Source organism: Streptococcus downii (assembly GCF_004353325.1).
Classification (GTDB): Bacteria; Bacillota; Bacilli; order Lactobacillales; family Streptococcaceae; genus Streptococcus; species Streptococcus downii.
In genome coordinates this window covers 13270-39870 of sequence record NZ_MZNX01000001.1, presented here as the reverse complement: position 1 = coordinate 39870, position 26601 = coordinate 13270, and the positions used below count along the sequence as shown (strand labels likewise).

The 26601-nt window shown below is 42.9% G+C and carries 23 protein-coding genes; 1 reads left to right on the top strand and 22 read right to left on the bottom strand.

The genetic code is table 11. The features are described 5' to 3' along the window. The first annotated feature begins 74 nt into the window (after nucleotides 1-74). Nucleotides 75-4073, top strand: a complete 3999-nt coding sequence (strH, locus tag E2R31_RS00190) for an LPXTG-anchored beta-N-acetylhexosaminidase StrH (RefSeq protein WP_132972246.1) — start codon at nucleotides 75-77, stop codon at nucleotides 4071-4073. 58 nt (nucleotides 4074-4131) lie between these two features. On the opposite strand, the gene purB is transcribed toward strH, so the two are convergent. From purB to E2R31_RS00085, 22 genes are all read right to left on the bottom strand, one after another. Next, nucleotides 4132-5430 (bottom strand): adenylosuccinate lyase, encoded by a 1299-nt coding sequence (gene purB, locus E2R31_RS00185; RefSeq protein WP_132972244.1) that lies wholly within the window; start codon nucleotides 5428-5430, stop codon nucleotides 4132-4134. Nucleotides 5431-5463: 33 nt separating this feature from the next. After that, on the bottom strand, nucleotides 5464-7443 hold the full coding sequence (locus E2R31_RS00180; protein WP_084947498.1) for a hypothetical protein: 1980 nt from the start codon (nucleotides 7441-7443) through the stop codon (nucleotides 5464-5466). Continuing rightward, nucleotides 7444-8535 (bottom strand): 5-(carboxyamino)imidazole ribonucleotide synthase, encoded by a 1092-nt coding sequence (gene purK, locus E2R31_RS00175; RefSeq protein ID WP_084947502.1) that lies wholly within the window; start codon nucleotides 8533-8535, stop codon nucleotides 7444-7446. Beyond that, complete coding sequence (purE, locus tag E2R31_RS00170; protein WP_038804287.1) at nucleotides 8522-9013, bottom strand: 5-(carboxyamino)imidazole ribonucleotide mutase; 492 nt, start codon at nucleotides 9011-9013, stop codon at nucleotides 8522-8524. Before purE ends, purK begins: the two co-directional genes overlap by 14 nt. Nucleotides 9014-9040: 27 nt before the next feature. Beyond that, nucleotides 9041-9157, bottom strand: a complete 117-nt coding sequence (locus tag E2R31_RS10090) for a phosphoribosylaminoimidazole carboxylase (RefSeq protein WP_080641271.1) — start codon at nucleotides 9155-9157, stop codon at nucleotides 9041-9043. Between the two features lie 94 nt (nucleotides 9158-9251). Further along, complete coding sequence (gene purD / locus E2R31_RS00160; RefSeq protein WP_084947504.1) at nucleotides 9252-10514, bottom strand: phosphoribosylamine--glycine ligase; 1263 nt, start codon at nucleotides 10512-10514, stop codon at nucleotides 9252-9254. A 121-nt stretch (nucleotides 10515-10635) separates the two neighbouring features. After that, entirely contained in the window at nucleotides 10636-12183 is a 1548-nt protein-coding gene (gene purH, locus E2R31_RS00155; protein WP_084947506.1) for a bifunctional phosphoribosylaminoimidazolecarboxamide formyltransferase/IMP cyclohydrolase, read from the bottom strand. Next, entirely contained in the window at nucleotides 12180-12884 is a 705-nt protein-coding gene (locus E2R31_RS00150; RefSeq protein WP_084947509.1) for a hypothetical protein, read from the bottom strand. Before E2R31_RS00150 ends, purH begins: the two co-directional genes overlap by 4 nt. Nucleotides 12885-12887: 3 nt before the next feature. Next, on the bottom strand, nucleotides 12888-13439 hold the full coding sequence (gene purN / locus E2R31_RS00145) for a phosphoribosylglycinamide formyltransferase (protein ID WP_084947512.1): 552 nt from the start codon (nucleotides 13437-13439) through the stop codon (nucleotides 12888-12890). After that, nucleotides 13436-14458, bottom strand: coding sequence for a phosphoribosylformylglycinamidine cyclo-ligase (gene purM / locus E2R31_RS00140; RefSeq protein WP_084947514.1), 1023 nt, complete (start codon nucleotides 14456-14458; stop codon nucleotides 13436-13438). Before purM ends, purN begins: the two co-directional genes overlap by 4 nt. Nucleotides 14459-14498: 40 nt before the next feature. Further along, nucleotides 14499-15941 (bottom strand): amidophosphoribosyltransferase, encoded by a 1443-nt coding sequence (gene purF, locus E2R31_RS00135; protein WP_132972240.1) that lies wholly within the window; start codon nucleotides 15939-15941, stop codon nucleotides 14499-14501. 12 nt (nucleotides 15942-15953) lie between these two features. Then, nucleotides 15954-19679, bottom strand: coding sequence for a phosphoribosylformylglycinamidine synthase (locus E2R31_RS00130; protein ID WP_132972238.1), 3726 nt, complete (start codon nucleotides 19677-19679; stop codon nucleotides 15954-15956). A 56-nt stretch (nucleotides 19680-19735) separates the two neighbouring features. Further along, nucleotides 19736-20443: a phosphoribosylaminoimidazolesuccinocarboxamide synthase gene (purC, locus tag E2R31_RS00125; protein WP_132972236.1), complete on the bottom strand. Its 708-nt coding sequence runs from the start codon at nucleotides 20441-20443 to the stop codon at nucleotides 19736-19738. Between the two features lie 167 nt (nucleotides 20444-20610). Continuing rightward, nucleotides 20611-21960 carry a competence pheromone export protein ComB gene (comB, locus tag E2R31_RS00120; protein ID WP_132972234.1) on the bottom strand — a complete coding sequence of 450 codons (1350 nt, stop codon included), beginning with the start codon at nucleotides 21958-21960 and terminating at the stop codon, nucleotides 20611-20613. Between the two features lie 12 nt (nucleotides 21961-21972). Continuing rightward, nucleotides 21973-24126, bottom strand: a complete 2154-nt coding sequence (comA, locus tag E2R31_RS00115; protein WP_132972232.1) for a peptide cleavage/export ABC transporter ComA — start codon at nucleotides 24124-24126, stop codon at nucleotides 21973-21975. Nucleotides 24127-24290: 164 nt separating this feature from the next. After that, nucleotides 24291-24485, bottom strand: a complete 195-nt coding sequence (locus E2R31_RS09890; protein ID WP_132972230.1) for a hypothetical protein — start codon at nucleotides 24483-24485, stop codon at nucleotides 24291-24293. A 323-nt stretch (nucleotides 24486-24808) separates the two neighbouring features. Continuing rightward, complete coding sequence (locus tag E2R31_RS00105) at nucleotides 24809-25018, bottom strand: bacteriocin immunity protein (protein ID WP_132972228.1); 210 nt, start codon at nucleotides 25016-25018, stop codon at nucleotides 24809-24811. 24 nt (nucleotides 25019-25042) lie between these two features. Next, complete coding sequence (locus E2R31_RS00100; RefSeq protein ID WP_132972226.1) at nucleotides 25043-25231, bottom strand: hypothetical protein; 189 nt, start codon at nucleotides 25229-25231, stop codon at nucleotides 25043-25045. Nucleotides 25232-25311: 80 nt separating this feature from the next. Then, nucleotides 25312-25524 (bottom strand): bacteriocin immunity protein, encoded by a 213-nt coding sequence (locus E2R31_RS00095; RefSeq protein ID WP_131200676.1) that lies wholly within the window; start codon nucleotides 25522-25524, stop codon nucleotides 25312-25314. A 38-nt stretch (nucleotides 25525-25562) separates the two neighbouring features. Continuing rightward, nucleotides 25563-25718, bottom strand: coding sequence for a hypothetical protein (locus tag E2R31_RS09805; protein WP_165941768.1), 156 nt, complete (start codon nucleotides 25716-25718; stop codon nucleotides 25563-25565). A 396-nt stretch (nucleotides 25719-26114) separates the two neighbouring features. Beyond that, complete coding sequence (locus E2R31_RS00090; protein ID WP_001056955.1) at nucleotides 26115-26273, bottom strand: class IIb bacteriocin, lactobin A/cerein 7B family; 159 nt, start codon at nucleotides 26271-26273, stop codon at nucleotides 26115-26117. Nucleotides 26274-26288: 15 nt separating this feature from the next. Continuing rightward, complete coding sequence (locus tag E2R31_RS00085; protein WP_000180834.1) at nucleotides 26289-26432, bottom strand: class IIb bacteriocin, lactobin A/cerein 7B family; 144 nt, start codon at nucleotides 26430-26432, stop codon at nucleotides 26289-26291. Nucleotides 26433-26601: the final 169 nt, after the last annotated feature.

The following is a 26601-nucleotide window of genomic DNA, read 5'->3' as shown; positions in this document are numbered from 1 at the left end:
ATATCTTAGATAATAAAATAAAAACAGTTTTGTGTAAACGCTATCATACAATATAATAATAGGGAGGTTTTATCATGAAACTAGAAAAGAAACAGCGCTTCTCCATTCGTAAGTACGCGATTGGAGCGGCTTCTGTACTCATAGGATTTGCTTTTGGTACCCAAGTCGTGTCTGCCGACAGCGTCACTCCAACACCAGAAAATCCAAGCGCAGCTCAGACTGCTCAAGGAGAGCCACAGACAGCTGAGACATCGGTTGAAAGCAAGCTTGAAAAAACAGTCGAGGCAAAAGGAGCTTCAGCCACAATCGCTCCAACAGTCGAAAAAACTGAATCCCCAGCAGTTGCAGAGAAAGTTGACGAGACTCCAGTCACTGAAAAAGCTACTCCTGTTTCAGAAGAAAACTCAGAACCAGTAAAAACCGACGAAGACAAGAAAAATGAACCAGCCACACCTGCTGCAGTTGCTCCTAGCACTACTGAACGAGCAAGTCAAGTAAATGAAAAACTGGCAAAAAGAAAAATGATCTCAATCGACGCTGGACGCAAGTATTTCTCTCCAGACCAACTCAAAGAAATCATCGACAAAGCCAAACACTACGGTTATACTGATCTTCATCTACTAGTTGGAAATGACGGCATGCGTTTTATGTTGGACGACATGACGATCAAAGCCAATGGCAAAACCTATGCAAGCGACGATGTCAAACGTGCACTCGAAAACGGAACCGATGCCTACTACAAGGATCCAAACGGCAATCATTTAACAGAAAGTCAGATGACGGACTTGATCAACTATGCTAAAAACAAAGGCATTGGTCTCATCCCAACTGTAAACAGCCCTGGTCACATGGATGCGATTTTGCATGCCATGAAAGAACTAGGCATCCAAAAGCCGAACTTCAACTACTTTGGTAAGGAATCTGCTCGTACCGTTGACCTTGATAACAAAGAAGCTGTTGCATTTACCAAAGCCCTGATCGACAAGTATGCAGCATACTTTGCTGGAAAAACTGATATTTTCAATATCGGGCTAGACGAATATGCCAACGACGCTACAGATGCCAAAGGATGGAGCGTTCTCCAGGCTGATAAATACTATCCAAATGAAGGCTACCCTGTAGGAGGATATGAGAAATTTATCGCCTACGCCAATGACCTTGCTCGCATCGTCAAATCTCACGGTCTCAAACCAATGGCCTTTAACGATGGTATCTACTATAATAGCGACACTAGCTTTGGAACTTTTGACAAAGACATCATCGTTTCTATGTGGACTGGTGGATGGGGCGGATACGACGTCGCTTCTTCTAAATTTCTAGTTGAAAAAGGCCACCAAATCCTTAATACCAACGATGCTTGGTACTACGTTCTCGGACGAAATGCCGATGGCCAAGGCTGGTACAACCTCGACCAAGGACTCAATGGTATCAAGAACACTCCAATCACTTCTGTACCAAAATCTGATGGGGCTACTATCCCATTCATCGGTGGTATGGTAGCTGCTTGGGCGGATACCCCATCTGCACGCTATTCACCATCACGCCTCTTCAAACTCATGCGCAGCTTCGCAAATGCCAATGCTGAATACTTCGCAGCTGACTATGAGTCTGCTGAACAAGCTCTGAAAGAAGTACCAACAGACCTTAACCGCTATACTGCAGAAAGTGTCGCAGCTGTAAAAGAAGCTGAAAAAGCTATTCGCTCACTTGATAGCAACCTCAGCCGTGCCCAACAAGACACCATTGATCAAGCAATCGCGAAACTCCAAGAAGCTGTCAGCAACTTGACCTTCACACCAGAAGCTCAAAAAGAAGAAGACGCGAAACGCGAAGTTGAAAAACTTGCCAAGAACAAGGTAATCTCTATTGATGCTGGACGTAAGTACTTCACGCTCGACCAACTCAAACGCATCGTAGACAAGGCGAGCGAGCTCGGCTACTCTGATGTGCATCTTCTCCTAGGAAATGATGGACTTCGCTTCCTCCTTGATGACATGACCATCACAGCTAACGGAAAAACTTATGCAAGTGATGATGTCAAGAAGGCTATCATCGAAGGAACAAAAGCTTACTACGATGATCCAAACGGAACCACTCTTAGTCAAGCTGAAATCACTGAATTGATCGAGTACGCAAAATCAAAAGGCCTCGGACTCATCCCAGCGATCAACAGCCCAGGTCACATGGATGCCATGCTCGTCGCTATGGAAAAGCTTGGAATCAAGAATCCTCAAGCCAACTTTGACAAGGTATCCAAAACAACCATGGACCTTGAAAACGAAGAGGCGATGAACTTTGTCAAAGCCCTCATCGGCAAGTACATGGACTTCTTTGCAGGCAAGACTAAGATCTTCAACTACGGTACAGACGAATATGCCAATGATGCTACCAACGCGCAAGGCTGGTACTACCTCAAATGGTATGGACTCTATGGCAAGTTTGCTGAGTACTCTAACACCCTTGCTGCCATGGCCAAAGAAAGAGGCCTTCAACCAATGGCCTTCAACGATGGTTTCTACTATGAAGACAAGGATGATGTTGAGTTTGACAAGGATGTCATCATCTCTTACTGGTCTAAGGGATGGTGGGGTTACAACCTTGCGACGCCTCAGTACCTAGCAAGCAAAGGCTATAAACTCCTCAACACCAACGGAGACTGGTACTACGTGCTAGGTAATCACAAACCAGATGAAGCCTACCCACTATCAAAAGCACTTGAAAACTCTGGTAAAGTGCCATTTAACCAGCTTGCATCTACCAAATATCCTGAGGTAGACCTTCCAACAGTTGGAAGCATGCTTGCCATCTGGGCAGATAGACCAAGCGCTGAGTACAAGGAAGAAGAAATTTTTGAACTCATGACTGCCTTTGCAGACAATAACAAAGACTACTTCCACGCTAACTACAATGCCCTCCGTGAGGAACTTGCTCAAATCCCTGCAAACTTGGATGGATACAGCAAGGAAAGCTTGGATGCCCTAAATGCAGCTAAAGAAGCTCTCAACTACAACCTCAACCGTAACAAACAAGCCGAGTTAGATGCTCTCGTAGCCAAACTCAAGGCAGCCCGCCTAGGCCTTAAACCAGCAGCAACCCACTCAGGAAGCCTCGATGAAAACGAACTAGCTGCCAATGTTGAAACCAAACCGGAACTCATCACAAGAGCAGAAAAGATTCCATTTGAAGTTATCAAGAAGGAAAATCCGAACCTCCCAGCCGGTCAGGAAAAGATCATCACACCAGGTGTAGAGGGCGAACGTACTCATTACATCTCTGTCCTTACTGAAAATGGGAAACAAACAGAAACGGTTCTAGATAGCCAAGTAACCAAAGAACCTGTGACCCAAGTGGTTGAAATCGGCGCCCCTATTACTCACAAAGGGGATGAACACGGTCTTGCTCCAGCCGCAGAGACAAAACCTAGACTGGACATCCAAGAAGAAGAAATTCCGTTCACTACTGTGACACGTGAAAATCCGCAATTGCTCAAAGGGAAGACTCAAGTCGTTACTAAAGGCGCTAACGGTCGTCGCAGCCATTACTACTCTGTGAGTACTACTGCTGATGGCAAAGAAGTGAAGACTCTTGTCGATAGCCTTGTAACGCAAGAAGCAGTGACACAAGTCATTGAAGTCGGAACCCTTGTTACCCATGTAGGGGATGAACACGGTCTTGCCCCAGCTGCAGAAGCAAAACCTAGACTAGACATCCAAGAAGAAGAGATTCCGTTCACTACCGTGACACGTGAAAATCCCCAATTGCCAAAAGGACAAAGTCAAGTCGTCGTTTCCGGAGTAAATGGCCGCCGTACCGTCTTCTACTCTGTTAGCACTACTGCTGACGGAAAGGAAGAAAGAACCCTTGTCAATAGTGCGGTATCGCAGGAAGCGGTCGCTCAGGTTGTCGAAGTCGGCACTGCCCTTGAGAAAGCTAAGCAAGCTGAAGCAACTACTAACAAAGCAGATGAAAAACAACTCCCTGCAACAGGAAGCCAAGACTCTGCAGGCTTGGTCGCAGTAGGACTCATGGCCACACTAGCAGCTTACGGACTCACTAAGAGAAAAGAAGATTAAACCCCTTCGACAAGAATACAAAAAAAGCGAGATTGAATCTCGCTTTTTATTGTTAGGATTAATCACCAAGTCCGATACGTTCAAAGATATCATCCACACGTTTGGTGTAGTATGCAGGGTTGAAGATTTCGTCAATTTCCTCTTGAGTGAGGCGTGAGGTCACTTCTGGATCTGCTTCGAGCAGTGGTTTAAAGTCCACTTGGTTGTCCCAAGAGTAGGCTGTTTTTGGTTGCACCAAGTCATAGGCTTGCTCACGAGTCATGCCTTTCTCGATCAAGGTCAACATAGCACGTTGGCTAAAGATAAGACCGAAAGTCGAGTTCATGTTGCGAATCATGTTTTCTGGGAAGACCGTCAAGTTCTTGACGATATTTCCAAAACGGTTGAGCATGTAGTCAATCAAAATGGTCGTATCTGGTGTGATGATACGCTCAGCTGATGAGTGAGAAATATCGCGTTCGTGCCAGAGAGCGACGTTCTCATAGGCTGTCACCATATGGCCACGGATAACACGCGCAAGACCCGTCATGTTTTCAGAACCGATAGGATTGCGTTTGTGAGGCATTGCTGAAGACCCTTTTTGCCCTTTAGCAAAGAACTCTTCTACTTCGCGTTGCTCAGACTTTTGCAAACCACGAATCTCCGTTGCCATGCGCTCGATGGAAGTGGCGATGCTGGCAAGAACTGCAAAGTACTCAGCGTGAAGATCACGAGGAAGGACCTGTGTCGAGATTTCTTGAGCACGGATACCAAGCTTGTCACAGACGTATTCCTCTACAAATGGTGGGATGTTGGCAAAGTTACCAACTGCACCAGAGATTTTACCAGCTTCCACACCAGCAGCTGCATGCTCGAAACGCTCGATGTTGCGCTTCATTTCGCTATACCAAGTCGCCAATTTAAGACCAAAAGTTGTAGGCTCAGCGTGCACACCGTGGGTACGCCCCATCATGATGGTGAACTTGTGCTCCTTAGCCTTGTCAGCAATGATGTTGGTGAAGTTTTCAAGGTCACGACGGATGATGTCGTTGGCCTGCTTGTAGAGGTAACCATAGGCCGTATCCACCACGTCGGTAGAAGTCAACCCATAGTGAACCCACTTGCGCTCTTCACCAAGAGTCTCAGAAACCGCACGCGTGAAAGCCACCACATCGTGGCGCGTCTCCTGCTCAATCTCCAAAATACGGTCGATGTCAAAGTTCGCCTTTTCGCGAATCAAAGCCACATCTTCCTTAGGGATTTCCCCCAACTCAGCCCATGCCTCGTCAGCCAAGATTTCCACCTCAAGCCAAGCACGGTATTTATTTTCTTCACTCCAAATGTTCGCCATTTCGGGGCGAGAGTAACGGTTGATCATTGTTTCCTCCTTATTTTAACAACATATTGCTTATTAGTTAATATTTCCGATTTCCATAATAAAATTATGGACTGATTTAATATAAACTCCATCAAAAATACTCGGAACAAAATCAAAAATTGTAGAGTTAACAGTAATAATCCCTATTTCAACACAGTCAAAACGAACTTTCAACTCCTCCTCAAAAATTGATTTATTATCTAAAAATATTTTCTTTATTTTTTCTAGTTTCGATATCTCTTTATCAACTCTATTTACTAATCTAGTAATTTCATCAAGAGAATGTTGTAGCCCGTAATTTTTTAAATCATAAATATACAACGTACCGTCTGAAGCAAACAAGATATCTAATTCTCTCTTTACCCCCTTATAGTCTCCACCCAACAATTGCTTGATCTTTGGAAATGCCGGTTTCCCTGATTTATTATTGACCATTAAATCACAGTTGATTATTGAAAAATCATATTTAGACATTAGGCATAATTTGATATATGGTAATGTTTGTTCATCATAAAATTTAGTTATTTCTTTATTTATGTTGTGATGTGAGGAAATTCTCCTTGATAATATATCTCCAGGGAGATGCCACACACCCTCATTTAATAAAGATAAACTTGTTAAATAATAATTCTTATATTTTAATAATGGTTTATGAAAAATTGAAAGCCTTTTGAATGATACAAACTCAGCCACAAAAGAGTGAAATTTTGAGATATCAATAGGTGAGCAATCTAATCTAAGCTCCTTACTTAATCTTACATGTTTACTAACAAAAGCATTAAAAATTTCCTTCACTTCATCCGGAGTCTCTATTCTAGAATAAATTTTTTTATTTAACATATCAACTATTCTATTTATATTTTTAGTATCACTTAATAAATAATTAACTTCACTATTATATTCTTCTATTTTATTTACAAAATTATAGATAGATGTTCTAAGTTGATATATATCATTTTCTAAGAAAACTGATTCATTTATTCTTCCCTCATCTCCAATCTCTCCACAACTTTGATTTTTTTTCAAAAACTCTGGCCAATCAGATTCAGCAATAATATCCAATGTTTTATAGGACAATGTATACCCCTGAATATTTCTCTTGAAAGAATCTCTTATTTTTATAGGATCAAATTTAAACTCATTAAAAAATTTTGGAAATATAGACTTTGACATTCTCTTATGCAAGCCTAATGTTTCCTTATTACAGTATAGACAAATTTCATCAAATTTTGACTGCAAGTCCGCTGGTGGGAACTCCCCCCACTGATTATTACTAAAGCTTATCCTCTTACTATTATTCCACCTCTTAACAAAATACCTAGAATTTGAGTCAGATGTAAATATACACTTGATTACTCCCCAATAAAATAACAAATTATAATCTGTTCCATATCGTTCAAAATACTTCTCAGCTTCTATTTCCTCAGCAGAAGTTCTTTCCTCCCTGAGCAATAATAAATTAATCATGTAATTAACAGATGCTTTCATTTCACCCAATAATGCAGTACTTAAATCATCTTTTGTACATCCAACTTTCTGTACGAGAAATATCAATTTTTCCAAATCATTTTCAGGTTCTTTATTTAAATCTATTTCTTGATTTTGTGATAAAGTAGAAACAAAACTCGCAAATATTATTAAATTTATTAATAATTTTTTTCTAGGATACAAATCAAGAATCTTTTCGATTGACTCATTAATTAATTCATTTAATGTTTCAAAAATGTATTCTTCACAAAAATAATCCCCAGTTATATTAAGTTTACTTTCTTTAATAATTTTATTAAGAAAAAAATTATTGACAGTTCTTCCATTACCAAGTACTATTTCATCAGGTATATCAACTCCTTTTTCCTCAGAATATTTTTTTATTAATTCTAGGACTTCAGGATTATCATACACTTTGTATCTTCCTTTAATTATAATCAATATGTAGATAAATATTTGGGCATTCTGCCGTTTTAAGTATTCTTCTGTAAAAAAATTAAATTCAGTAATCTTGTTATCTAACACCTAAAAATCAATCCCTTTCCCAAACTCCTCCACCTCATCTGGCACATCACTAAACAAAGTCACATGTCCCATCTTGCGGTTGTGCTTCGCTTCTATTTTACCATACATATGGAGGTGGGCGCTTGGATTTTCTGCGACATATTTCTCAGCAACCTCGACGTGTTGACCGAGAACGTTAAGCATGACTGCTGGAGCATGTAATTTTATTTCTGGCAACGGTGCTCCCAGAACGCCCAAAATATGAGTATCGAATTGCGAGAAGTCACAAGCTTCAATTGAATAATGCCCTGAGTTATGTGGGCGAGGGGCAATCTCGTTGACGATAATATCATCAGCTGTCGCAAACATCTCCACGCAGAGGGTTCCAGACAAGTTAAGCTGTTCTGCAATTCGCACTGCCATTGCTTTGGCTTTTTCAGCTAGACTTGCAGAAATTCGAGCAGGCACAATGGTCTTAGATAGGATATTGTTGCGGTGGATATTTTCCTGAACTGGGAAAACCGTCACATCCTTGCCATTTCCTGATACGATGACAGAAATCTCAAGGTCAAAATTGACAAATTCTTCCAAGACACAGTCAGCTGAATCTGCTAGTTCATAGGCTTCTTCCAAGTCTGCTTCTGAGCGAATGACCTTTTGCCCATGCCCATCGTAGCCACCAGTCGCCGTCTTGAGGACATAGTTTTTGGCCAGGTCAATCTCCGCCAAGTCTTGGCTAGAATTCACAACCTTGTATGGAGCCACCGTTACTTGGGCCTTCTTGGAAAGGAAGTCCTTTTCAAAGATACGATTTTGAGAAATGCGGAGCAGGTCAGTTCCTTGAGGAAGTTGTCCATCCCTGATGACAGCATCCAAACCGTCAGCATCAACATTTTCAAACTCATAGGTGAGGACATCGCAACGCTCAGCTAGCTGACGGAGGGCATCCACATCGTTATAAGGAGCCACGATGATTTCCGCCACACGAGAGGCCGGGCAATCCGCCGCAGGATCCAGCGCGATAACCTTGTGCCCCATGTAGATAGCAGAAATGGCCATCATCTGTCCCAGCTGACCACCACCGATAATTCCGATTGTTTTAGATGAGCTCATTTGTAGACTCCTCTGCGATTTTTCCTTGTTCTTCTGCGAAATCAGCCAACGCTGTCGCGATAGCCTGATCCTCTACTGACAGGAGACGGAGGGCAAAGAGTGCCGCATTTGTCGCACCTGCTTCACCGATAGCCATTGTCGCCACAGGCACGCCACCCGGCATCTGTACGATAGAGTAGAGCGAGTCCACACCGCTAAGAGCACGCGATTTGACAGGTACACCGATGACAGGAAGGGTTGTTTTGGCTGCGACCATTCCTGGCAAATGGGCTGCGCCGCCCGCACCTGCGATAATGACCTTGATACCACGACTGCGGGCTTCTTCGGCATGCTGAAACATGAGGTCGGGCGTGCGATGGGCAGAGACGACTTTCTTTTCGTAGGCAACACCGAAGCGATCTAAAACTTCAGCTGTTTTTTGCATGGTTGCCCAGTCGGATTTTGAGCCCATGATGATGGAAATTACTGGTTTAGTCATAATTTTTCCTTTTCTTCCTTTCAACAATCACCTTAGGTTGTGAGGGACGGCAGCAGCCACCAAAGGTGTTTCATGCCTAAATCGGAAGCCCAAGGTCTTCCGATTTCCCTGAACGATTGACTTATAATCCAATCGTTCTTTCACAACGGCGGTGATTGCTCTATATTAGCTCGCTAATGCTCGCAAGTCAAACGACCATTATCGTATTTGGCGACTTCGTCGCGTTATTTTTATACTTTTACTTTATAGCCTTGCTTCCGATATCTGTTCGGTAGAAGAGGCCTTCTGTGTTTTGTTTGTCGAGTTCCTTGTAGATGGTATCTTGGGCTTCTTTGACGGTATCGGCTGTGGTGACGAGCATATAGACACGTCCGCCGTTGGATAGCAGTGCTCTGCTATTTTCCGCAAACTTAGCCCCTGCATAGTAGGTGATGATGTCACCTTCGGTCTTGGCTGGAAGCTTGACACCTTTCTCATAAGAAAGCGGATAGCCGTTTGACGCGACAACCACTCCCAGAGTCACACCCTTATCCGTCCAAGTGATGTTTGGCTCCTTGCTATCGAGGATATCCGTGATATTTCGTGCAAAATCGGAGGTCAGACGAGACAAGATAATTTGTGTTTCTGGATCTCCAAAACGAGCGTTGAACTCGATGACTTTAGGACCGCCAGCAGTCAAAATAAGCCCCGCGTAGAGGACACCAAGATAAGGACGACCTTCTTTGATCATCCCTTCAAGGACTGGCTTGACAATGGTGTCAACCGCCGTATCAACCACGCTCTGTGGCAAGTGAGGAACTGGCGCATAGGCACCCATCCCGCCCGTGTTAGGGCCCTTGTCGCCATCGTAAGCACGTTTGTGGTCCTGAGCCGTTGGCATGATGTAGAACTTGTCACCATTGACAAAGGCAAAAAGTGAAAATTCCTCTCCGTCAAGAAATTCCTCGATGACCACACGCGCACCAGAATCACCGAATTTATTGTCTAAGAGCATCTCATGTGCGGCTTCGACCGCTTGCTCAACCGTCTCAGCAACGACGACGCCCTTCCCAAGCGCCAAACCATCCGCCTTGACTACGATTGGGGCACCTTTTTCTTCGATATAAGCCTTAGCTGCCTCGAAATCTGAAAATGTGCCATAGGCTGCTGTCGGAACGCCGTATTTGACCATGATTTCCTTAGCAAAATCCTTAGACCACTCTAGCTCCGCTGCAGCTTTGGTCGGGCCAAAGGCTTTGAGCCCAGCTTGATTAAAGTCATCCACGATACCAGCAGCAAGGGCATCATCTGGCCCGATGAAGGTCCAAGCAATATCGTTGGCCTTTGCAAACTCAATTAACTTAGAATGTTCGGAAATAGAGATATTTACCAATTCTAAACCATCCAGAGTCATCCCGTCATTTCCAGGAGCTACAAAGACATTTTCAACGTCTTTTGATTCAAGCAACTTCTTGGCAATCGCATGTTCACGACCACCCGAACCGACAACTAATAGCTTCATCTTTCAACCTCTTTTGCGAATTATTTACTAACATTATATCACAAACGTTCGTTTTAATCTTGTTCCGCTCCGCGTTTTAGGCAAAAAAAGGAAAGAAACTGTTTTCTTCCCTTTTGTCTTCTTAATGTCTAAAATGTCTTACGCCTGTGAAAACCATGGTCAAGCCGTATTTGTCAGCAGCTTCGATGGATTCTTGGTCACGGACAGAGCCACCAGGCTGGATGATAGCCTTAATTCCTGCTTTAGCGATTTCTTCCACGTTATCGGCGAATGGGAAGAAGGCATCGGAAGCAAGAACAGCTCCGTCAAGGCGGTCTTTAGCTTGGTCAATGGCGATGCGAACAGAAGCCACTCGGTTGGTTTGACCTGGGCCAACACCAAGTGTCATGTGGTCGTTGGTCACGATGATTCCGTTTGATTTGACGTACTTGATAGCCTTCCAAGCGAACTCAAGAGCTGTCGCTTCTGTCTCGGTTGGTTGGCGTTTAGTCACTACTTGCCAGTCAGCTGGGCTTTCCTTGACCACGTCTTGGTTTTGCACCAGAAGTCCACCGACCACACCTGTGTATTCCTCTTCCACTTCACTAGCCTCTTGAGCGTCAAATGGCAAGGCAAGGATACGCAAGTTTTTCTTTTTGTTGGTCAAAATGGCTAGCGCTTCATCCGTATAGCTTGGTGCGATGATGATCTCAAGGAAAACGCCGTGCATCTTCTCAGCAGTCGCAGCATCCACCTCACGGTTAAGGACGACAATTCCACCAAAGATAGACACCGGGTCAGACTCATAAGCATAGTCCCAAGCAGTTTCGATGTCATCAGCTTGACCAATTCCACATGGGTTCATGTGTTTGAGAGCCACAACGGTTGGACGATCTTTGAAATCACGGATAATACGGATGGCCGCATCCGCGTCACGAATGTTATTGAAGGACAATTCCTTACCGTTGAGCTGTTTCGCTGAAGCAATCGAATAGTCAGTCGGCAAAGCTTTTTGGTAGAAGTCAGCGTCCTGCTGAGGATTTTCCCCATAGCGCATGGCTTGTTTGAGGTCATAGGTCAAAGTGAGCTTTTCTGGTTTTGCTTCGCCCACTTGAGCTGTGAAATATTCTGCAATCAAGGCGTCATAAGCCGCTGTGTGACGAAAAACCTTGGCTGCTAAACGTTGGCGAGTTTCGTAAGTCGTTTCACCATTGGCTGACAACTCGTCCAAAACCACTGCATAGTCTGCAGGATCTACCACAACAGTTACACTAGCGTGGTTCTTCGCTGCTGAGCGAAGCATAGATGGACCACCAATATCGATGTTTTCAACGGCTTCCGCATAAGTCACATCTGGTTTGAGAATCGTTTCCTTGAAAGGATAGAGGTTGACCACTACAAGGTCAATGAGCTCGATCTGATTGTCCTTAGCCGCTTCCAAGTGGCTATCCAAGTCACGACGAGCAAGGAGACCACCGTGGATATTTGGGTGGAGAGTCTTGACACGACCATCCATCATTTCTGGGAAACCAGTCACATCATCGATAGCAATGGTCTTCACCCCAGCATTATCAAGGACAACTTTAGTCCCACCTGTCGAGATGATGTCCCAACCAAGTTTTTTAAGTTCTTGGGCAAATTCAACAATGCCCGCTTTGTCTGAGACGCTGATTAAGGCGCGTTTAGTCATTTGTTCTCCTTTTCTAAAACCATATATTTAACTTCGTATAAAATATCTATTAGATACACTTCTTTTGAAGCTTTACCCCATATAGGGTATTTAATAATATTTTTTATTCCACTATCTATGAAATTAATCAACCATACTATTATAGCTACGATTAAAATTAAACCCAAAAATGTTTCAACAGAAATAGCTGTCTCATCTGCAACAAATAATTTATTTAAAGCCAAAGTGATAAAAGACGTTACCAAAATTATACCAACTATGCCTATCGACTTTACTAAACTTTCATACTTCTTAATTTTATTATCCTGTTTATCTGTCAAATCAGCTATTAACAACTTCACAGCATAACTAGCTTTTTCTCCATACATAAGAATCAATTCATACTTTATTTCTCTACATAGCTCTTCAAATTTATTAGGTTTTCCATCTGAAATTTTATCAAATTTTCGACTGAGATAAATAAAGTACATCAAAGAAAACATAGTAAAAATAAGAGAAGCTATTTTAATACACAAATCACCAAAATCCCACAACCAAACTACATAACTTGTTAACATTAGGGTAATAAATACAATTAAGCTAATTAGAAATTTATTTCTAATTTTTATTACTTTAGGGTAAAATTGTTTTTCATACTCATTAAAAAATTCTTCAAATTCTTTAACTTTGTCTAGTAAAGTCTTAACAGCTTTATTATTCAAAATTTACTTCCTATCCACTCCCAAGCTATCCAGCACCTCTGGATACAACTTGTACTCTGCCTCATGAATCCGAGCTTCAAAGCTTTCGATAGTATCATCTGCTAGACGTGGCACACGGACTTGTTTGATGACCTTGCCTGTATCCACACCTGAGTCCACCCAGTGAATGGTCACGCCACTCTCAGTAACACCAGCATTCCAAGCATCCTCAATTCCATGAGCTCCTGGAAATTCTGGTAGGTAGGCCGGATGAATGTTAATGATCCGACCCTCGTAAGCAGCGAGCAAAGTTGGCCCAACGATTTTCATATATCCTGCTAGGCAAACCAAGTCAATCTGGTGTTCTTCCAATAGTTCGACAAGAGCTGCTTCGTAGTCTGCCTTGTTCTCAAACTCCTTGAGTTCAAAAGCATAGGACAGAACGCCGAGCTTGTCTGCACGCTCGAGCACATAGGCGTCACGATGGTCTGAAAAAACAAACTCCAATGGAAATTCTTCGGCAATCACCTGAAAATTTGAGCCATTACCAGAGGCAAAAACCGCTATTTTTTTCATTTGATGATGACACTTTCGTTTTCTTTCTTGACGATGCGACCAATTTCATAGACTGGTTCATCCAGCAATTCCTTGACACGACCTACATTTTCAGGGCTAACTGCCAACATGAGTCCCACACCCATATTGAAGATTTCAAACATTTCTTCATGCTTGATTTCACCGTATTTTTCAAGAGCCTTGAAAATCGGAAGGACTGGAACTTTTTCTTCCTCAATCTCTGCAGCCAAGTCAGCTGCAAACATACGAGGGACATTTTCGATAAAACCACCACCTGTGATGTGGGCAATACCGTTGACCAGCTCTTCCTTGATGAGTGGCAAGACAGCCTTGACATAGATACGAGTCGGCTCAAGAAGGACTTCCTTGAGTTTCTTGCCTTCCAATTCTGGCAAGACTTCCTCACCTGTATAGTCCGCAAAGACACGGCGCACGAGTGAGTAACCATTGGAGTGAATTCCACTTGAAGCAAGTCCGAGAAGAATATCTCCTTCTACCACTTTTGAACCGTCGATGATTTGAGATTTTTCAGCCACACCGACCGCAAAACCTGCCAAGTCATAGTCATCTTCGCCATACATACCAGGCATTTCAGCCGTTTCCCCACCGATGAGGGCAGCGCCTGCCTGCACACAACCTTCTGCCACACCAGCAACGACTTGTTCTAGTTTAGCTGGTTCATTCTTACCAGTTGCGACGTAGTCAAGGAAATAGAGGGGCTCCGCACCTGCAGCGATGATGTCATTGACACACATGGCCACACAGTCCTGACCGATAGTATCGTGCTTGTCATACTTGATAGCTAGCATGAGCTTAGTTCCGACACCGTCAGTCCCTGAGATCAAGACGGGTTCTTTGACCCCTGTCTTTGAAAGGTCAAACATGCCACCGAAACCACCTAGAGCTCCCATAACACCTGCACGCTCCGTACGAGCTACGTGCTTTTTGATCCGTTCAACAACTTCATAACCCGCTTCAACATCCACACCAGACTGCGCATAAGCATTTTTATTCGTCATTTTATTCATTCCTTTTCTTTAATGGAAAATCGTTATCCGCCTATTTGTAAAAACTGGTCTTTTCTTCCAAACTTCTACGATAGTCTTCCTCATAGTCGTAGAGAGGAGTTGGGTAGTCGCCGTCAAAGTAAGCGACACAGAGACCACCGTTCGGCGCATCTGTTTCAATACCAATCGAATCAATCAAGCCATCAATCGAAAGATAGGTCAGGCTATCCGCTCCAATGATTTGGCGAGTTTCTTCGACCGTATGATTAGCCGCAATCAGCTCCTGACGCGTCTGGATATCAATCCCGTAGAAGCATGGATAAGCTAGCGCTGGACTTCCAATAGCAACGTGAACCTCAGACGCACCTGCTTCTTTCAAAAGCTGAACGATGCGGCGAGAAGTTGTCCCACGAACAATGGAATCATCAATCATGACCACACGTTTGCCTTTGACAACGCCCGAAACAGCAGACAGTTTCATCCGCACCCCTTGCTCCCGCAATTCTTGAGTCGGTTGGATAAAGGTACGCTGGGTGTATTGGTTTTTGATCAGCCCCATTTCGTTTGGCAGACCTGATTCTTCCGCAAAGCCCATGGCTACGCTGAGTGAAGAATTGGGCACACCAACCACGATATCTGCTTCATGCTTGAATTCACGCGCTAATTGTGCCCCCATTCTCTTACGAGCTGTATGGACATTAACACCATGGATATTAGAATCAGGGCGAGCAAAGTAGATATACTCCATAGAACAAATCGCCAACTGGGTATCATTCGTATAGCTATCGTACTGAATCCCATTGTCATCCACAATCACAATTTCCCCTGGTTTTACATCGCGAATCCACTCGGCACCAATGACTTCAAAGGCACAGGTTTCTGACGAAACCACCACCGCTCCGTTGGTCATTTTCCCAATCGAAAGCGGACGGAAGCCATTAGGGTCAAGCGCCGCAATCAACTTGTCCTCAAACAGCAAGATATAAGCAAAGCCACCTTTTACAAGACTGAGCGCCTCCTTGATTTTGCCCATCAAGTTCGGATTGTGACTCCGACGAATGAGGTGGGCCAAGATTTCCGAGTCTGAAGTTGAACTGAAAATTGCTCCTCTTTGTTCCAATTCTTTTTTGAGCGATTCGGCATTGGTCAAGTTTCCGTTGTGAGCAAGTCCAAACTGCATATCATGAAAGCGAAAGAGGAAGGGCTGGATGTTATCCACAGAAGCTTCGCCAGCAGTCGCATAACGCACATGCCCAATCGCGCTCGTTCCTGTCAATTTATCCAAATTAGCTGGATTTCTGAACACTTCTGATAAAAGCCCCATGTCACGATGACGCTTCAATTGCCCCTGATCATTGGAGAGGATTCCTGCCCCTTCCTGACCACGGTGCTGAAGACTATGGAGACCAAAATAGGTCAATTTAGCAGCATCTGGATGTCCCCAGATACCGAAAACACCACATTCTTCATTAAGAGATTTTACTTCGTATGTCATTTTTTATACCTTTTATTTCCCTGTGAAATAACGCACAGCCGATGCAAACAGGTGCTGGTCTTTATTTCCTGGGATGTTTTGGAAGAGACCGTCTTCATAACGTTCTGAGTGTCCCATCTTACCGATAATTTGACCATTCTTGCTAGTAATTCCTTCGATGGCATTTACAGAACCATTTGGATTGTACTTAGAATCCATACTTGGTTTGCCATCAAAGTCAACGTATTGGCTAAAGATTTGACCATTGTCGCGGAGCTCTGCAAATTCCTCAGCCGTCACGACAAACTTCCCTTCACCGTGCGATACTGGGATGGCATGGATATCGCCCACTTGCACTCCAGCCAACCATGGTGAGTTGGTATTGGCAATTCGAGTTTCCACCATCTTGGCCACGTGCTGGTTGGCATCATTGTAGAAAAGGGTTGGACTAGTACTATTAGCATCCTCAAAGTTTCCATATGGAAGAAGACCTGATTTGACCAAGGCCTGGAATCCATTACAGATACCGATAATCAAGCCACCGCGAGTGATAAAGCTATCAATGGCTGCACGCACTTTTTCATTGAGCAGGATATTGACAATAAACTTAGCTGATCCATCTGGTTCGTCCGCAGCTGAGAAGCCACCTGCAAAGAAGAGAATGTTTGCCTTGCCGATATTGTCAACCATGGTTTCAACTGACTTGACAATAGCTTCTTCATTCAAGGTCACAAATGGCACCAAGTTAACCTCTGCACCTTCTTTTTCAAATGCCTTAGCTGAGTCATATTCTGAGTTGGTTCCTGGGAAGACTGGGATATAAACCACCGGTTTTTCAATATTTTCCTTGGCTTTGATGACTGCGTTAGAAGCGACAGCTGGCACTTCTTCCAATTCTTTAGCTTGTGCAAATTCAGTAGGGTAGACTTCTTCTAATTTTCCTTGGAAGGCACTGTCAAGTTTGTGTCCATCTAGCTTCACACCGTTGACAAGGAGTGTAAAGTCTGCGCTTGTTTGTCCAATCTTCTCTACTCCAGCGATTTCTTGAGGAGATGTGAAGACAAATCCACCTAATTGAGCTGTCAAGGCTGTTTCAAATTCAGGCAAGGTCACCTCTGCACCGATATGATTTCCAAAGGTAGCAAGTGCCAAGCTTTCAAGGACACCTCCGTATTTAACAGCTGATGCAGATGTTACTTTGTGTCCAGCTTGGATGGCTTCAAATTGAGCAAAGTTTTGCTTAATCAAGTCAAAATCAATCTCTGCAGAGAGGGCTTGACCTGGGATGTAGTAGATGTTTTCACCAACATTCTTGAACTCTGGAGAGAGTACCTTGCGGCTATTCGCTGTCGTCACCCCAAAGGCAACCAAGGTTGGTGGTACGGTCAATTCTTCAAAGGTACCAGACATAGAGTCCTTACCACCGATAGATGGCAAGCCAAGTTGGATTTGTGCTTCGATAGAGCCTAGAAGAGCTGCTACTGGCTGACCGAAACGCTCTGCTTGCTTGTCCATCCGCTCGAAGTACTCTTGGTAAGAGAAACGAGCCTTAGACCAGTTGGCACCAGTAGCCACCAAACGAGCTGTCGCTTCGATAACTGCATAGGCAGCCCCGTGATATGGAGACCATTCTGCTAGATAAGGGTTGAACCCTTGAGCCATGACAGACGCAGTATGAGTCACGCCGTGTTGAACTGGCAATTTCTGCACAGATGCCTCAGTTGGCGTGAGTTGGTAGCGACCACCAAGTGGGTGGTTAACCGTTGAACGACCGACCGAGCAGTCAAAGATAGTCTGCAAGCCTTTTTGACTCGCATGGTTGAGGTCAGATAGGACTGCAAGAGTATCCGCTTCAAGGGTTTCAGCACTTGTCTTGCGCTCTTCTGGAAGCTTGACATCCTTGTCCACAACCTTGGCATCGACAACGACACGCACACCATTGGTATCAAGGAAACGGCGTTCCAAGTCCACGATTGTCTCACCATTCCAGTGCATGACAAGATTTGGTTTTTCAGTCACTGTCGCAACCACAACAGCGTCAATATTTTCTTTATTACATTCTGCAACGAAGGCATCTACGTCCTCAGGACGAACCACAACCGCCATCCGTTCTTGTGATTCAGAGATGGCAATTTCTGTACCATTCAAGCCTTGGTATTTAAGAGGAACCTTGTTGAGGTCGATTTCAAGACCGTCTGCCAATTCACCGATGGCTACACAGACACCACCAGCACCAAAGTCATTGGATTTCTTAATAAGACGAGTGACATCGCCATTACGGAAAAGACGTTGAATCTTGCGCTCTTCGATGGCATTTCCTTTTTGAACTTCAGCACCAGCTGTTTCAACCGATTCAACTGTTTGAACCTTAGAAGACCCTGTCGCACCACCGACACCATCACGCCCAGTCTTACCTCCAAGGAGGATAATCACATCGCCCGCTTCAGGTTTTTCACGGACAACATTGCCCTTGGGAGCAGCACCAACAACGGCACCAAGCTCCATGCGTTTGGCTACAAAGCCTGGGTGGAAGTACTCACGAACGTAGGTCGTCGCAAGACCAATCTGATTCCCGTAAGAAGAATAACCATGAGCCGCTGTCTTAGAAATGACCTGTTGTGGCAATTTACCAGCACGCGTTTCCGAAATCGGCGCTGTAATGTCACCTGCACCTGAGATACGCATGGCTTGGTAAACGTAGGAACGACCTGACAATGGGTCACGAATGGCACCACCGATACAAGTAGCAGCCCCACCAAATGGTTCAATTTCCGTTGGGTGGTTGTGGGTTTCGTTTTTGAACATGAGGAGCCAAGGTTCCTTGACACCATCAACGTCCACTTCGATTTCAACCGAGCAAGCATTGATTTCGTCAGACACTTCCATATCATCCAAACGACCATTAGCGCGCTCATAACGACCGAAAATAGTCGCCATATCCATCAAGGTTTGCGGTTTTTCAGAACGGCCCAACTCCTCACGCATGGCAATATACTTTTCATAAGTCGCCTGCAACTGCTTTTGGAATTTAGAAGCTGAGAAATCAATCTGTTTCAACTCGGTCTCAAAAGTCGTGTGACGGCAGTGGTCAGACCAGTAAGTGTCCAAAACCTTGAGCTCTGTTTCCGTCGGCACGCGCCCGATTGACTTGAAGTAGTCTTGGATAAAGAGCAAATCATCCACTTCCATGGCCATCCCTTGCTCTGCCTTGTAGCGGGCAAAGTCTTCTGCCGTATAGCTTTCAAAGAAAGTCAATTTTGGAATGGTCTTGTCTGACTCTGAAAATTCCTGCTTGGCAATTCCTGTCGTGATGTCCTTGAAACGAGAATCAACTGGGTTGAGCAGGTAGTTCTTGACTGCTTCCAACTCAGTCGCATCAATATCTTTATTAACCAAGTACAGTTGGGCTGTATTGACCGTCACATCACTCGTACTTCCCAGTAAAAGCAAGGCTTCTTGCGAAGAAGCTGCACGTTGGTCAAATTGACCAGGCAGGCTTTCAATAGCAAAGAAAGCATAATTGGCAAGATCCGCCTGCACAACCGCTTCGTCCAAGACATGGTCTGTCACCTGCTCAGAGAAGATGTGTTTCTCTGCAGGCGCAAACAAGTCCTCAGCCAAGTCAAAGACATCATAAACTTGCACAATGCGAATACTTTTCAGGGTTGAAAGCCCCAAGTTATGCTGGAGTTCTCTTACCAAACTCTCTGACTTAACCTGAAAATCGGCCTTTTTCTCAACAAAAATACGTTTATTCATCAATTCTTATTCCTTTATTTCAGCTCTTGCAATATTCCCAAACAGCCTTTAGGTTATTACTTCAACTCCTGCAATTTCTCCCAGACAATCTCATAAACATCTGTCAATTCTCCGAGTCCTCTACGGAAAACATCCTTGTCCATGTGGTTGCCATCTGCATCCCACAAACGGCAGTTATCTGGTGAAAACTCGTCTGCCAAGATAATCTTACCATCCTTGTCAAAACCAAACTCTAGCTTAAAGTCAATCAATTTAAGACCAATCTCAGCAAACCAAGCCTTCAAAAGTTTATTGATACGACGGGTTTCTTCCTTCAAGTAAGCAATCTGCTGGTCATCCGCAATTTTAAGGAATTTCACATGCTCGTCATTGATAAAGGGATCATCCAAATCATCATTTTTATAGTAAAATTCAACAATCGGAGTCTCCAAGGCGATGCCCTCATCCACACCAAAACGTTTTGAAAAGGAACCAGCCGTGTAGTTGCGGAGCACAACTTCCAAAGGAATAATCTCAACCTTTTTATTGAGCTGTTCCGTGTCCGAAAGTTTCTCCACAAAGTGAGTCGCTACACCAGCCGCATTTAATTTCTCAAAAATAAAAGATGAAATCTGATTATTTAACACTCCCTTGCCCGCAATCTGCTCCTTCTTGACACCGTTGAAAGCAGTCGCCTGATCCTTGTAAGTTGAAATAATGAGATTTTCATCCTCAGTTGTATAGATATCCTTGGCTTTTCCCGAATAGATCAATTCTTTTGACATTTTAAAGTTCGCCTTTCGTATTTCTTTACTTCATTCTACTACAAAATAACGGAAATAGCAAGAATTTGCGAACGACGGCGAAGATACCTCTTTTAAATATTAAGAAAAACTGTAAAACCAAAACATTTTACAGTTTTAAAAGTATAATATCGCGTTAAAAACAAACATTATTCTCTGTTTAAAAATTGATCTAAGTAGTATCGCAGATAACTTTTCTTTCCTGTGATTAGTGTCAAACGTCCTTCTGAACCGTAGCGAAGCTCTTCTGCTTGTTCAGGAGTCAGACTTGTCTCCGCCTCTATTTTAAAGAAATTTCCCTTTTCAGTCTTAGTAGCTGTCGCATCAATATTCGTAATCGCAGAAACAAGAACGAGCTCTTTGTTGGCATCCTTGGTTGTAGTAAAGCGAACAGAATCACCTACCTTAAGCCTTGCAACATCTTTTGAACTGAGATAGGCTGTGAGTTTGGCTTTCCCTTCTTTCTCCAAGGATGGGTAGAGTTGGGCTAGCAGGGTTCCTTCTGCGACCATGGTAGAATCACTGGTTTCAGGATTAAGGTGAAGCACCCCATCCTCACTTGCTGTAATTTTCCCCTTGTCCAGCAGACCTCCTTGGACTTTCTTACCAGACTCTGCTTCTAAAATTTTCTGATCCAAAAGGGTTAACTCCTGACCGACTTTGACTAGGTGCTGGGACTTGAGGGATTCAAGTTGACTATCCAGTCCCGTTGCGTAGGCTTGTTGAGCTCCAGATCCCGCATACTGCACACGATAAGTAGCTAAACTAGACTCTAGCTGGGCGATTTGTGCATCCACCTGTGCAATAACTTGCGATTTGGATTGCGGATCTTCTCCAGCTTGGTTTTTATAGGTCTGATAAAAAGAGTAGGCCGCATTTTGACTATCCAGTTGAGCTCCTGTTTCAATCGCCGACTTAGCTGTTTTGTAATCTCGAATTTTATCCTGCGTTTGGCTGATAAGATTGCCAATCTCGGCCTGACTCTGACTTGCTGCCGCATTTTGAGAGGAGATGTTGGCATTTTGCTGAGAAACATTACTCCTAAGACTACTAGCTTGGCTGAGATAGTCTCGAAACATCTCCTGATAACCAAACTTATCCGCCTCTGGAAATTGATCAGTTCCCTCTTTCAAACTGGATTGCAAATAACCCAACTGCTTTTTTTGATCCTTTAACATCTCCAACTGACTGGCGTATGCTTCAGCTTGAACAGCTTCAGCCCCTTGCTGGTACTGAACGAGGAGATCTCCCTGCTTGACTAGTTTGTTTTCTTCTAGATAATTAGCCACAATGCGTTGATTGCTAGTCGATTGGATATTGGCAATGATCCGACTAGGTTCGACAGTCGCTCTGGTAGACAAACTAATCTCCTTCTCTGCAAAGACTGCAAAGCCAAGTAAAAACACGAGCAAAAGCGTCATGGGTACAATCACCCGACTGGAAAAATTATGATAACGACGATGGTAAAACTCCGCACTTTCTAAAAATTCTGGTTGCATCTTCTCCTCTTTCTAGCTATTGACCAAATGGGCGTAAAATCCACCTCGGGCAAGCAAGTCTACATGGTTTCCTTCTTCGACAATCTTGCCCTGATCCAAGACAACAACCTTCTCTGTCCGCTCAGCGATGGTCAAGCGGTGGGCGATAAAAATCAAGGTCTTGTCTAAAGCCATAAGATTATCCACAATCCGCTTCTCCGTCAAGATATCCAGACTGCTGGTCGCCTCGTCCAATATCAAAACAGGTGCATCCGTTAAAAGAGCACGCACCAGAGCAATTCTCTGCCGTTGTCCGCCAGAAATTCCAGCTCCGTCCGAAGTCAACTCTGTCTGGTAATTCAATGGCATCCGCTCAATATCTTCCCGAATCTCAGCTAACTCGACCGCCCGTAAGATATCTTCCTGTGTCGTCCCTTCCTTAGCTCCAAGGAGAAGATTCTCCAAAATCGTTCCGTTAAATACATAGGGCTGTTGAGGCAGATAGTTGATATACTGGCGCAAGGCTTTTTTATCAATCTGATTGAGATTGACACCACCCAGACTAATCTCTCCCTGACTTGGATCGTAAAAATTAACCATCATCTTGGCCAAAGTTGTCTTGCCTGATCCCGAAATTCCCACAAAAGCCACTTTAGAACCTTGCGGAATCGTCAAATTGATATCCGACAAAACATCTCGACCGTAACCATACTTGTAGTGAACCTGATTGAAAGTCATATCTCCCTTCATCATGCTCAAATCCTCGACCGTTTTCTTCTCCTCAAACTCCGAAGCTACCAGATACACTTCATTTAAACGATTATTGGCAACCTGCGCTGTCTGAAGCTTGGTTTGCAGATTGATGATATTTTCCAAAGGATTGGTAAAGTAAACAAGCAAGGTATTATAGGTAATCAACTGCCCCAAACTCATCTTGCCATCCATGACCAGAACAGCTCCCATCCAGAGAATGCCGACATTGAGCAAGAGATGGGCAACCTTTTTCAGAGCCTTTTGCTGACTCTCTGCTCGACTATAGGTAAAGGATTTTTTCAGATAAGCTACAAATTCCTTGTCAATCTTTTGATAGCGTGAACTTTCACTGGTCAAAGACTTAATAGTCTCAATACCATTGATGTCCTCGATGATGGAAGAAGACAGAACTGCATTGGCTTCCATAGTGTCCCGATTCATCTTTTCAAAAGGCTTCATAAAGGCAAAGATAATCACTGTATAGATGGGAAGCGCAAGTAGACTAATGAAAAAGAGTGTCATATTTTGTGAAAACAAGACAAGCGAGATAATCAAAATCGTCGACACATCCAAAAAGATAGACAAAATGGTCGAAGCTAGCGCGTCAATGATACTGTTAGCATCCGTGAAACGAGACACGATTTCTCCTGTCCTGCGTGTCGCAAAAAAGGACATTGGCAGGTGAAAAACATGCTTGATATAAGACAAAATCACGTCAATTGACAAGCGTTGCCCAAGGATTAGTAGGAGGTACTCCTGGGCATAAGACAAAATCTGCTGGAGAATATAGACGATGACCAGCCCAATAGAGATAATACCCAAGGTCGAACGCATCTGGTCTGGTACGTAACTATCAATGATAGACTGCAGATAATAAGAACCTACAATGTTAATCAGGGTCACCAAGAGTGTCGCTAGGACGATATTGGCAATTAAGCCACGTTGTTTGAATAATATCGGCAAGAAGGATAGGAGTCCCTGTTTTTTCTCCTTATGGGGTTTATAGTCTGGAGATGGCGCCATAAAGAGACTGACCCCTGTCCATTCTTGCGCAAATCGCTCACGGGAAATCTTGGTCAGCTTGACACCAGGATCTGGATCAGCGATATGGATCGTTTTCTTATCCTGACCTATCACCACATAATAGTGGAGCAATGTCCCTTCCTTGAGCACATGGGCTACAAACGGAAAGGTCAAATCTGGCAGATCAAAGAGCGTCATATCCGCCTTGATAGCCCGCGTTTCAAAACCAAGCTCCTCTGCTACCTTTACAAGACCCAAAGCCGTCGTCCCATCCATGGTCGTCTTGGCTAACTCTCGTAGATGAGCCAAGGAGTAATAACTACCATAGTAGCCAAATACCATGGCCAATGCAGCCACACCACAATCCATCTGATCCACCTGAGGGCGATAGTGTCTTTTCCCAAATTTCATATCCATCTCCTTTTTCTAATAATCTCTTAAAAACTTTGTAAGATTATTTTAACCAAACGAAGAAGAAATAAGGGAATTATTTCTGAAAAAACAATATCCACGCCTAAACTGCACTTTTTTTGGCAAAAAATAGGCAGAACAAACGTCCTACCTAGATCATTCAATTACAGAGATTTCTTACCTTTCCCACTTCTTTTGTGAATGGCGTATAAAACGATAAACGCAAACACCGGGGGCACCATATAACTATTTTCACTCATTGTTACTTGAAATCCAAGAGTTGCTAGTATCCCAAAGATGAAAATATTCATCAAAAATAGGAAAGTGAATACAAGAATAGATTTTAAAATCTTAGTCATTTTCGTCCTCATTGCCTTCTTTAGCCGTTATTTTCTGGATAGTATGGTATTTTACCGCTATGTAAATGATTAAAAGAAGTAGGGGATAAGAGAACAAGTATGAAACTTCCATGAAATTTACACTATACTTTCCTGGCAATAGCTTATAGTCCATTAAAACTTGAAGGATAGAAAGCACAATACGTACTAGTAGAAGCCCCCTAATAACATCACTTCTTTTTTAACATATAGACACCTTCCTAACTAAATGTAGATTACGGTTCATTGGTCTAACACTCCAAGATTGCTTTTATGCTGGAGCTACAGAAATCAGACTAATATTGTCACCACTTGTCATCTTTTTCTTCACTTCTATAAAGTAAGATAAAGGTTATCAAGAATAATGAAATCGTAGGTATATCATAATATTCAAACCATGTAGCTAGGTTTATTTTGTTTACATCAGCCAAGATTCTAATAATTAGATAAGCCATCGAGCTAAACAATACAGTGGTCTCTGGCCAAGCTTTTCCTAGTAATTGAACAACTTTCATCCCGAACTCCAATCTGATGGTCCATCAATTCCCAATCGTACTTTCTTTTGTTTCGTACTTATATCCTACATAAAACAGACCAAGCAGAATCGGATAGGTTTCTGGATAAAACAAGGTATTGATCGGATTTTTCAAAATCAAATACGTTGCGATGTAGATAATGAGTGATACAATAAAATATCCCTCAGCAAATCCTAATAAGAATTTTTTCATGGTAGACTCCTATTTACCTGATAAGAAAGGTGGAAAAACTCCGCCATTCATATGCACAAAATCCTTTTCATTCAGATTCATCATTTATAGTTTTGATTATTTTTTGACAAATCTTTACAAAAAATACCAAAATAGCCAGAAGCAAGCAAACCAACTAAAGTCCATTGCCAATCAAAGGATACTAATGAACCTGTACGAATCACATGAAGCGCAAGATGCAGGCCGATTGCCAACAAAGGAAATACAGTGGCTAATTTAGGTAAGAGTGTGTTGAGATTAATGTTGTGATTCATGGTTAATTTCCTTACCTACTTTATCCCAAATTTTTAGCTTAACGTCTACTTCCTAGATAACGCCCATACATATAAGAAGCTACTCCTAATATACCCCAAGCTATTGCTGTGGAAGTAGTGACAACGAAGCCTCCTTCAGTAAGAGCCAAATCTGCTTCTGTCATGATGTCAAATTTTTCATCCAGTTTTTTCATTTTTCTCTCTCCTTTTTAAATAATACTGGCTAATCCAATAGCTACTCCAACCAAAAGCTCTACTATTCCTGAAGCTGATATAATAATTACTGAAAATTCTTCTGAAATCTTCATTTATTTCTCCATTTTTTTAGTTCTTTTTTCATTGATAGTAACTAAAAGATGACTATTCAATAGTATTTCCCACACACTAACAATAGTTCTCTTTAAACCTTGTTTTTGCCTGAATCCAAATAACTCATCATTAAAATAAGGATTGGAATCCATAATTCCGAGCCTACATACTGATCAACTTTAAAGGTAATTACATTTAAATCACCTAGAACGCAGAGTGCTCCAAAACTGATTAAAAGCACGCCTATTAAATTTTTTCGATTTTTCATACCTAATCACTTTTTATCCAAACCTACGCTTTAAATCTTGCCCGATTAATCTACCGCCAAGGAAAATAGTCACTCCAATACCAATCGTAGCGAATGTGATCACGCCTCCATCAGTATTCATTAATTCGTCTTCTGTCAACTCTGGCCAATTATTTAAATTATTCATATTCATTTTATCCTCCTATTATCACATAAAGTATCCCCAAGCAATACCGCCAATAAGTAGGATGCCCCCTACTACCACAGCAGTAACAGAACCCCCATCCACATCCATCAACTCTTCTTCTGTAAGAGTTACAAAGTTCTGTTCCATTTTGTCAAAGTTTGTCATCTTTTTTCTCCTTTATTTCTATTTTTTAGTTTACGACTTCTAGATTTTAAACCATTTTAAAAACCAGATTGGATAAATTACTGAAATCATTTTTTCTCTCCTTCCTTTTCTTCTCACTTATCTATTCAAGAAGTGATTTAAAATGAACAGGTAAATTTCATTTATTTTA

Coding starts and splice junctions, on each gene's coding strand:
- strH (WP_132972246.1), top strand. CDS start 75: ATGAAACTAGAAAAGAAACAGCGCTTCTCCATTCGTAAGTACGCGATT.
- purB (WP_132972244.1), bottom strand. CDS start 5,430: ATGATCAACCGTTACTCTCGCCCCGAAATGGCGAACATTTGGAGTGAA.
- purK (WP_084947502.1), bottom strand. CDS start 8,535: ATGAGCTCATCTAAAACAATCGGAATTATCGGTGGTGGTCAGCTGGGA.
- purE (WP_038804287.1), bottom strand. CDS start 9,013: ATGACTAAACCAGTAATTTCCATCATCATGGGCTCAAAATCCGACTGG.
- purD (WP_084947504.1), bottom strand. CDS start 10,514: ATGAAGCTATTAGTTGTCGGTTCGGGTGGTCGTGAACATGCGATTGCC.
- purH (WP_084947506.1), bottom strand. CDS start 12,183: ATGACTAAACGCGCCTTAATCAGCGTCTCAGACAAAGCGGGCATTGTT.
- purN (WP_084947512.1), bottom strand. CDS start 13,439: ATGAAAAAAATAGCGGTTTTTGCCTCTGGTAATGGCTCAAATTTTCAG.
- purM (WP_084947514.1), bottom strand. CDS start 14,458: ATGACGAATAAAAATGCTTATGCGCAGTCTGGTGTGGATGTTGAAGCG.
- purF (WP_132972240.1), bottom strand. CDS start 15,941: ATGACATACGAAGTAAAATCTCTTAATGAAGAATGTGGTGTTTTCGGT.
- E2R31_RS00130 (WP_132972238.1), bottom strand. CDS start 19,679: ATGAATAAACGTATTTTTGTTGAGAAAAAGGCCGATTTTCAGGTTAAG.
- purC (WP_132972236.1), bottom strand. CDS start 20,443: ATGTCAAAAGAATTGATCTATTCGGGAAAAGCCAAGGATATCTATACA.
- comB (WP_132972234.1), bottom strand. CDS start 21,960: ATGCAACCAGAATTTTTAGAAAGTGCGGAGTTTTACCATCGTCGTTAT.
- comA (WP_132972232.1), bottom strand. CDS start 24,126: ATGAAATTTGGGAAAAGACACTATCGCCCTCAGGTGGATCAGATGGAT.
- E2R31_RS09890 (WP_132972230.1), bottom strand. CDS start 24,485: ATGACTAAGATTTTAAAATCTATTCTTGTATTCACTTTCCTATTTTTG.
- E2R31_RS00105 (WP_132972228.1), bottom strand. CDS start 25,018: ATGAAAGTTGTTCAATTACTAGGAAAAGCTTGGCCAGAGACCACTGTA.
- E2R31_RS00100 (WP_132972226.1), bottom strand. CDS start 25,231: ATGAAAAAATTCTTATTAGGATTTGCTGAGGGATATTTTATTGTATCA.
- E2R31_RS00095 (WP_131200676.1), bottom strand. CDS start 25,524: ATGAATCACAACATTAATCTCAACACACTCTTACCTAAATTAGCCACT.
- E2R31_RS09805 (WP_165941768.1), bottom strand. CDS start 25,718: ATGAAAAAACTGGATGAAAAATTTGACATCATGACAGAAGCAGATTTG.
- E2R31_RS00090 (WP_001056955.1), bottom strand. CDS start 26,273: ATGAATATGAATAATTTAAATAATTGGCCAGAGTTGACAGAAGACGAA.
- E2R31_RS00085 (WP_000180834.1), bottom strand. CDS start 26,432: ATGACAAACTTTGACAAAATGGAACAGAACTTTGTAACTCTTACAGAA.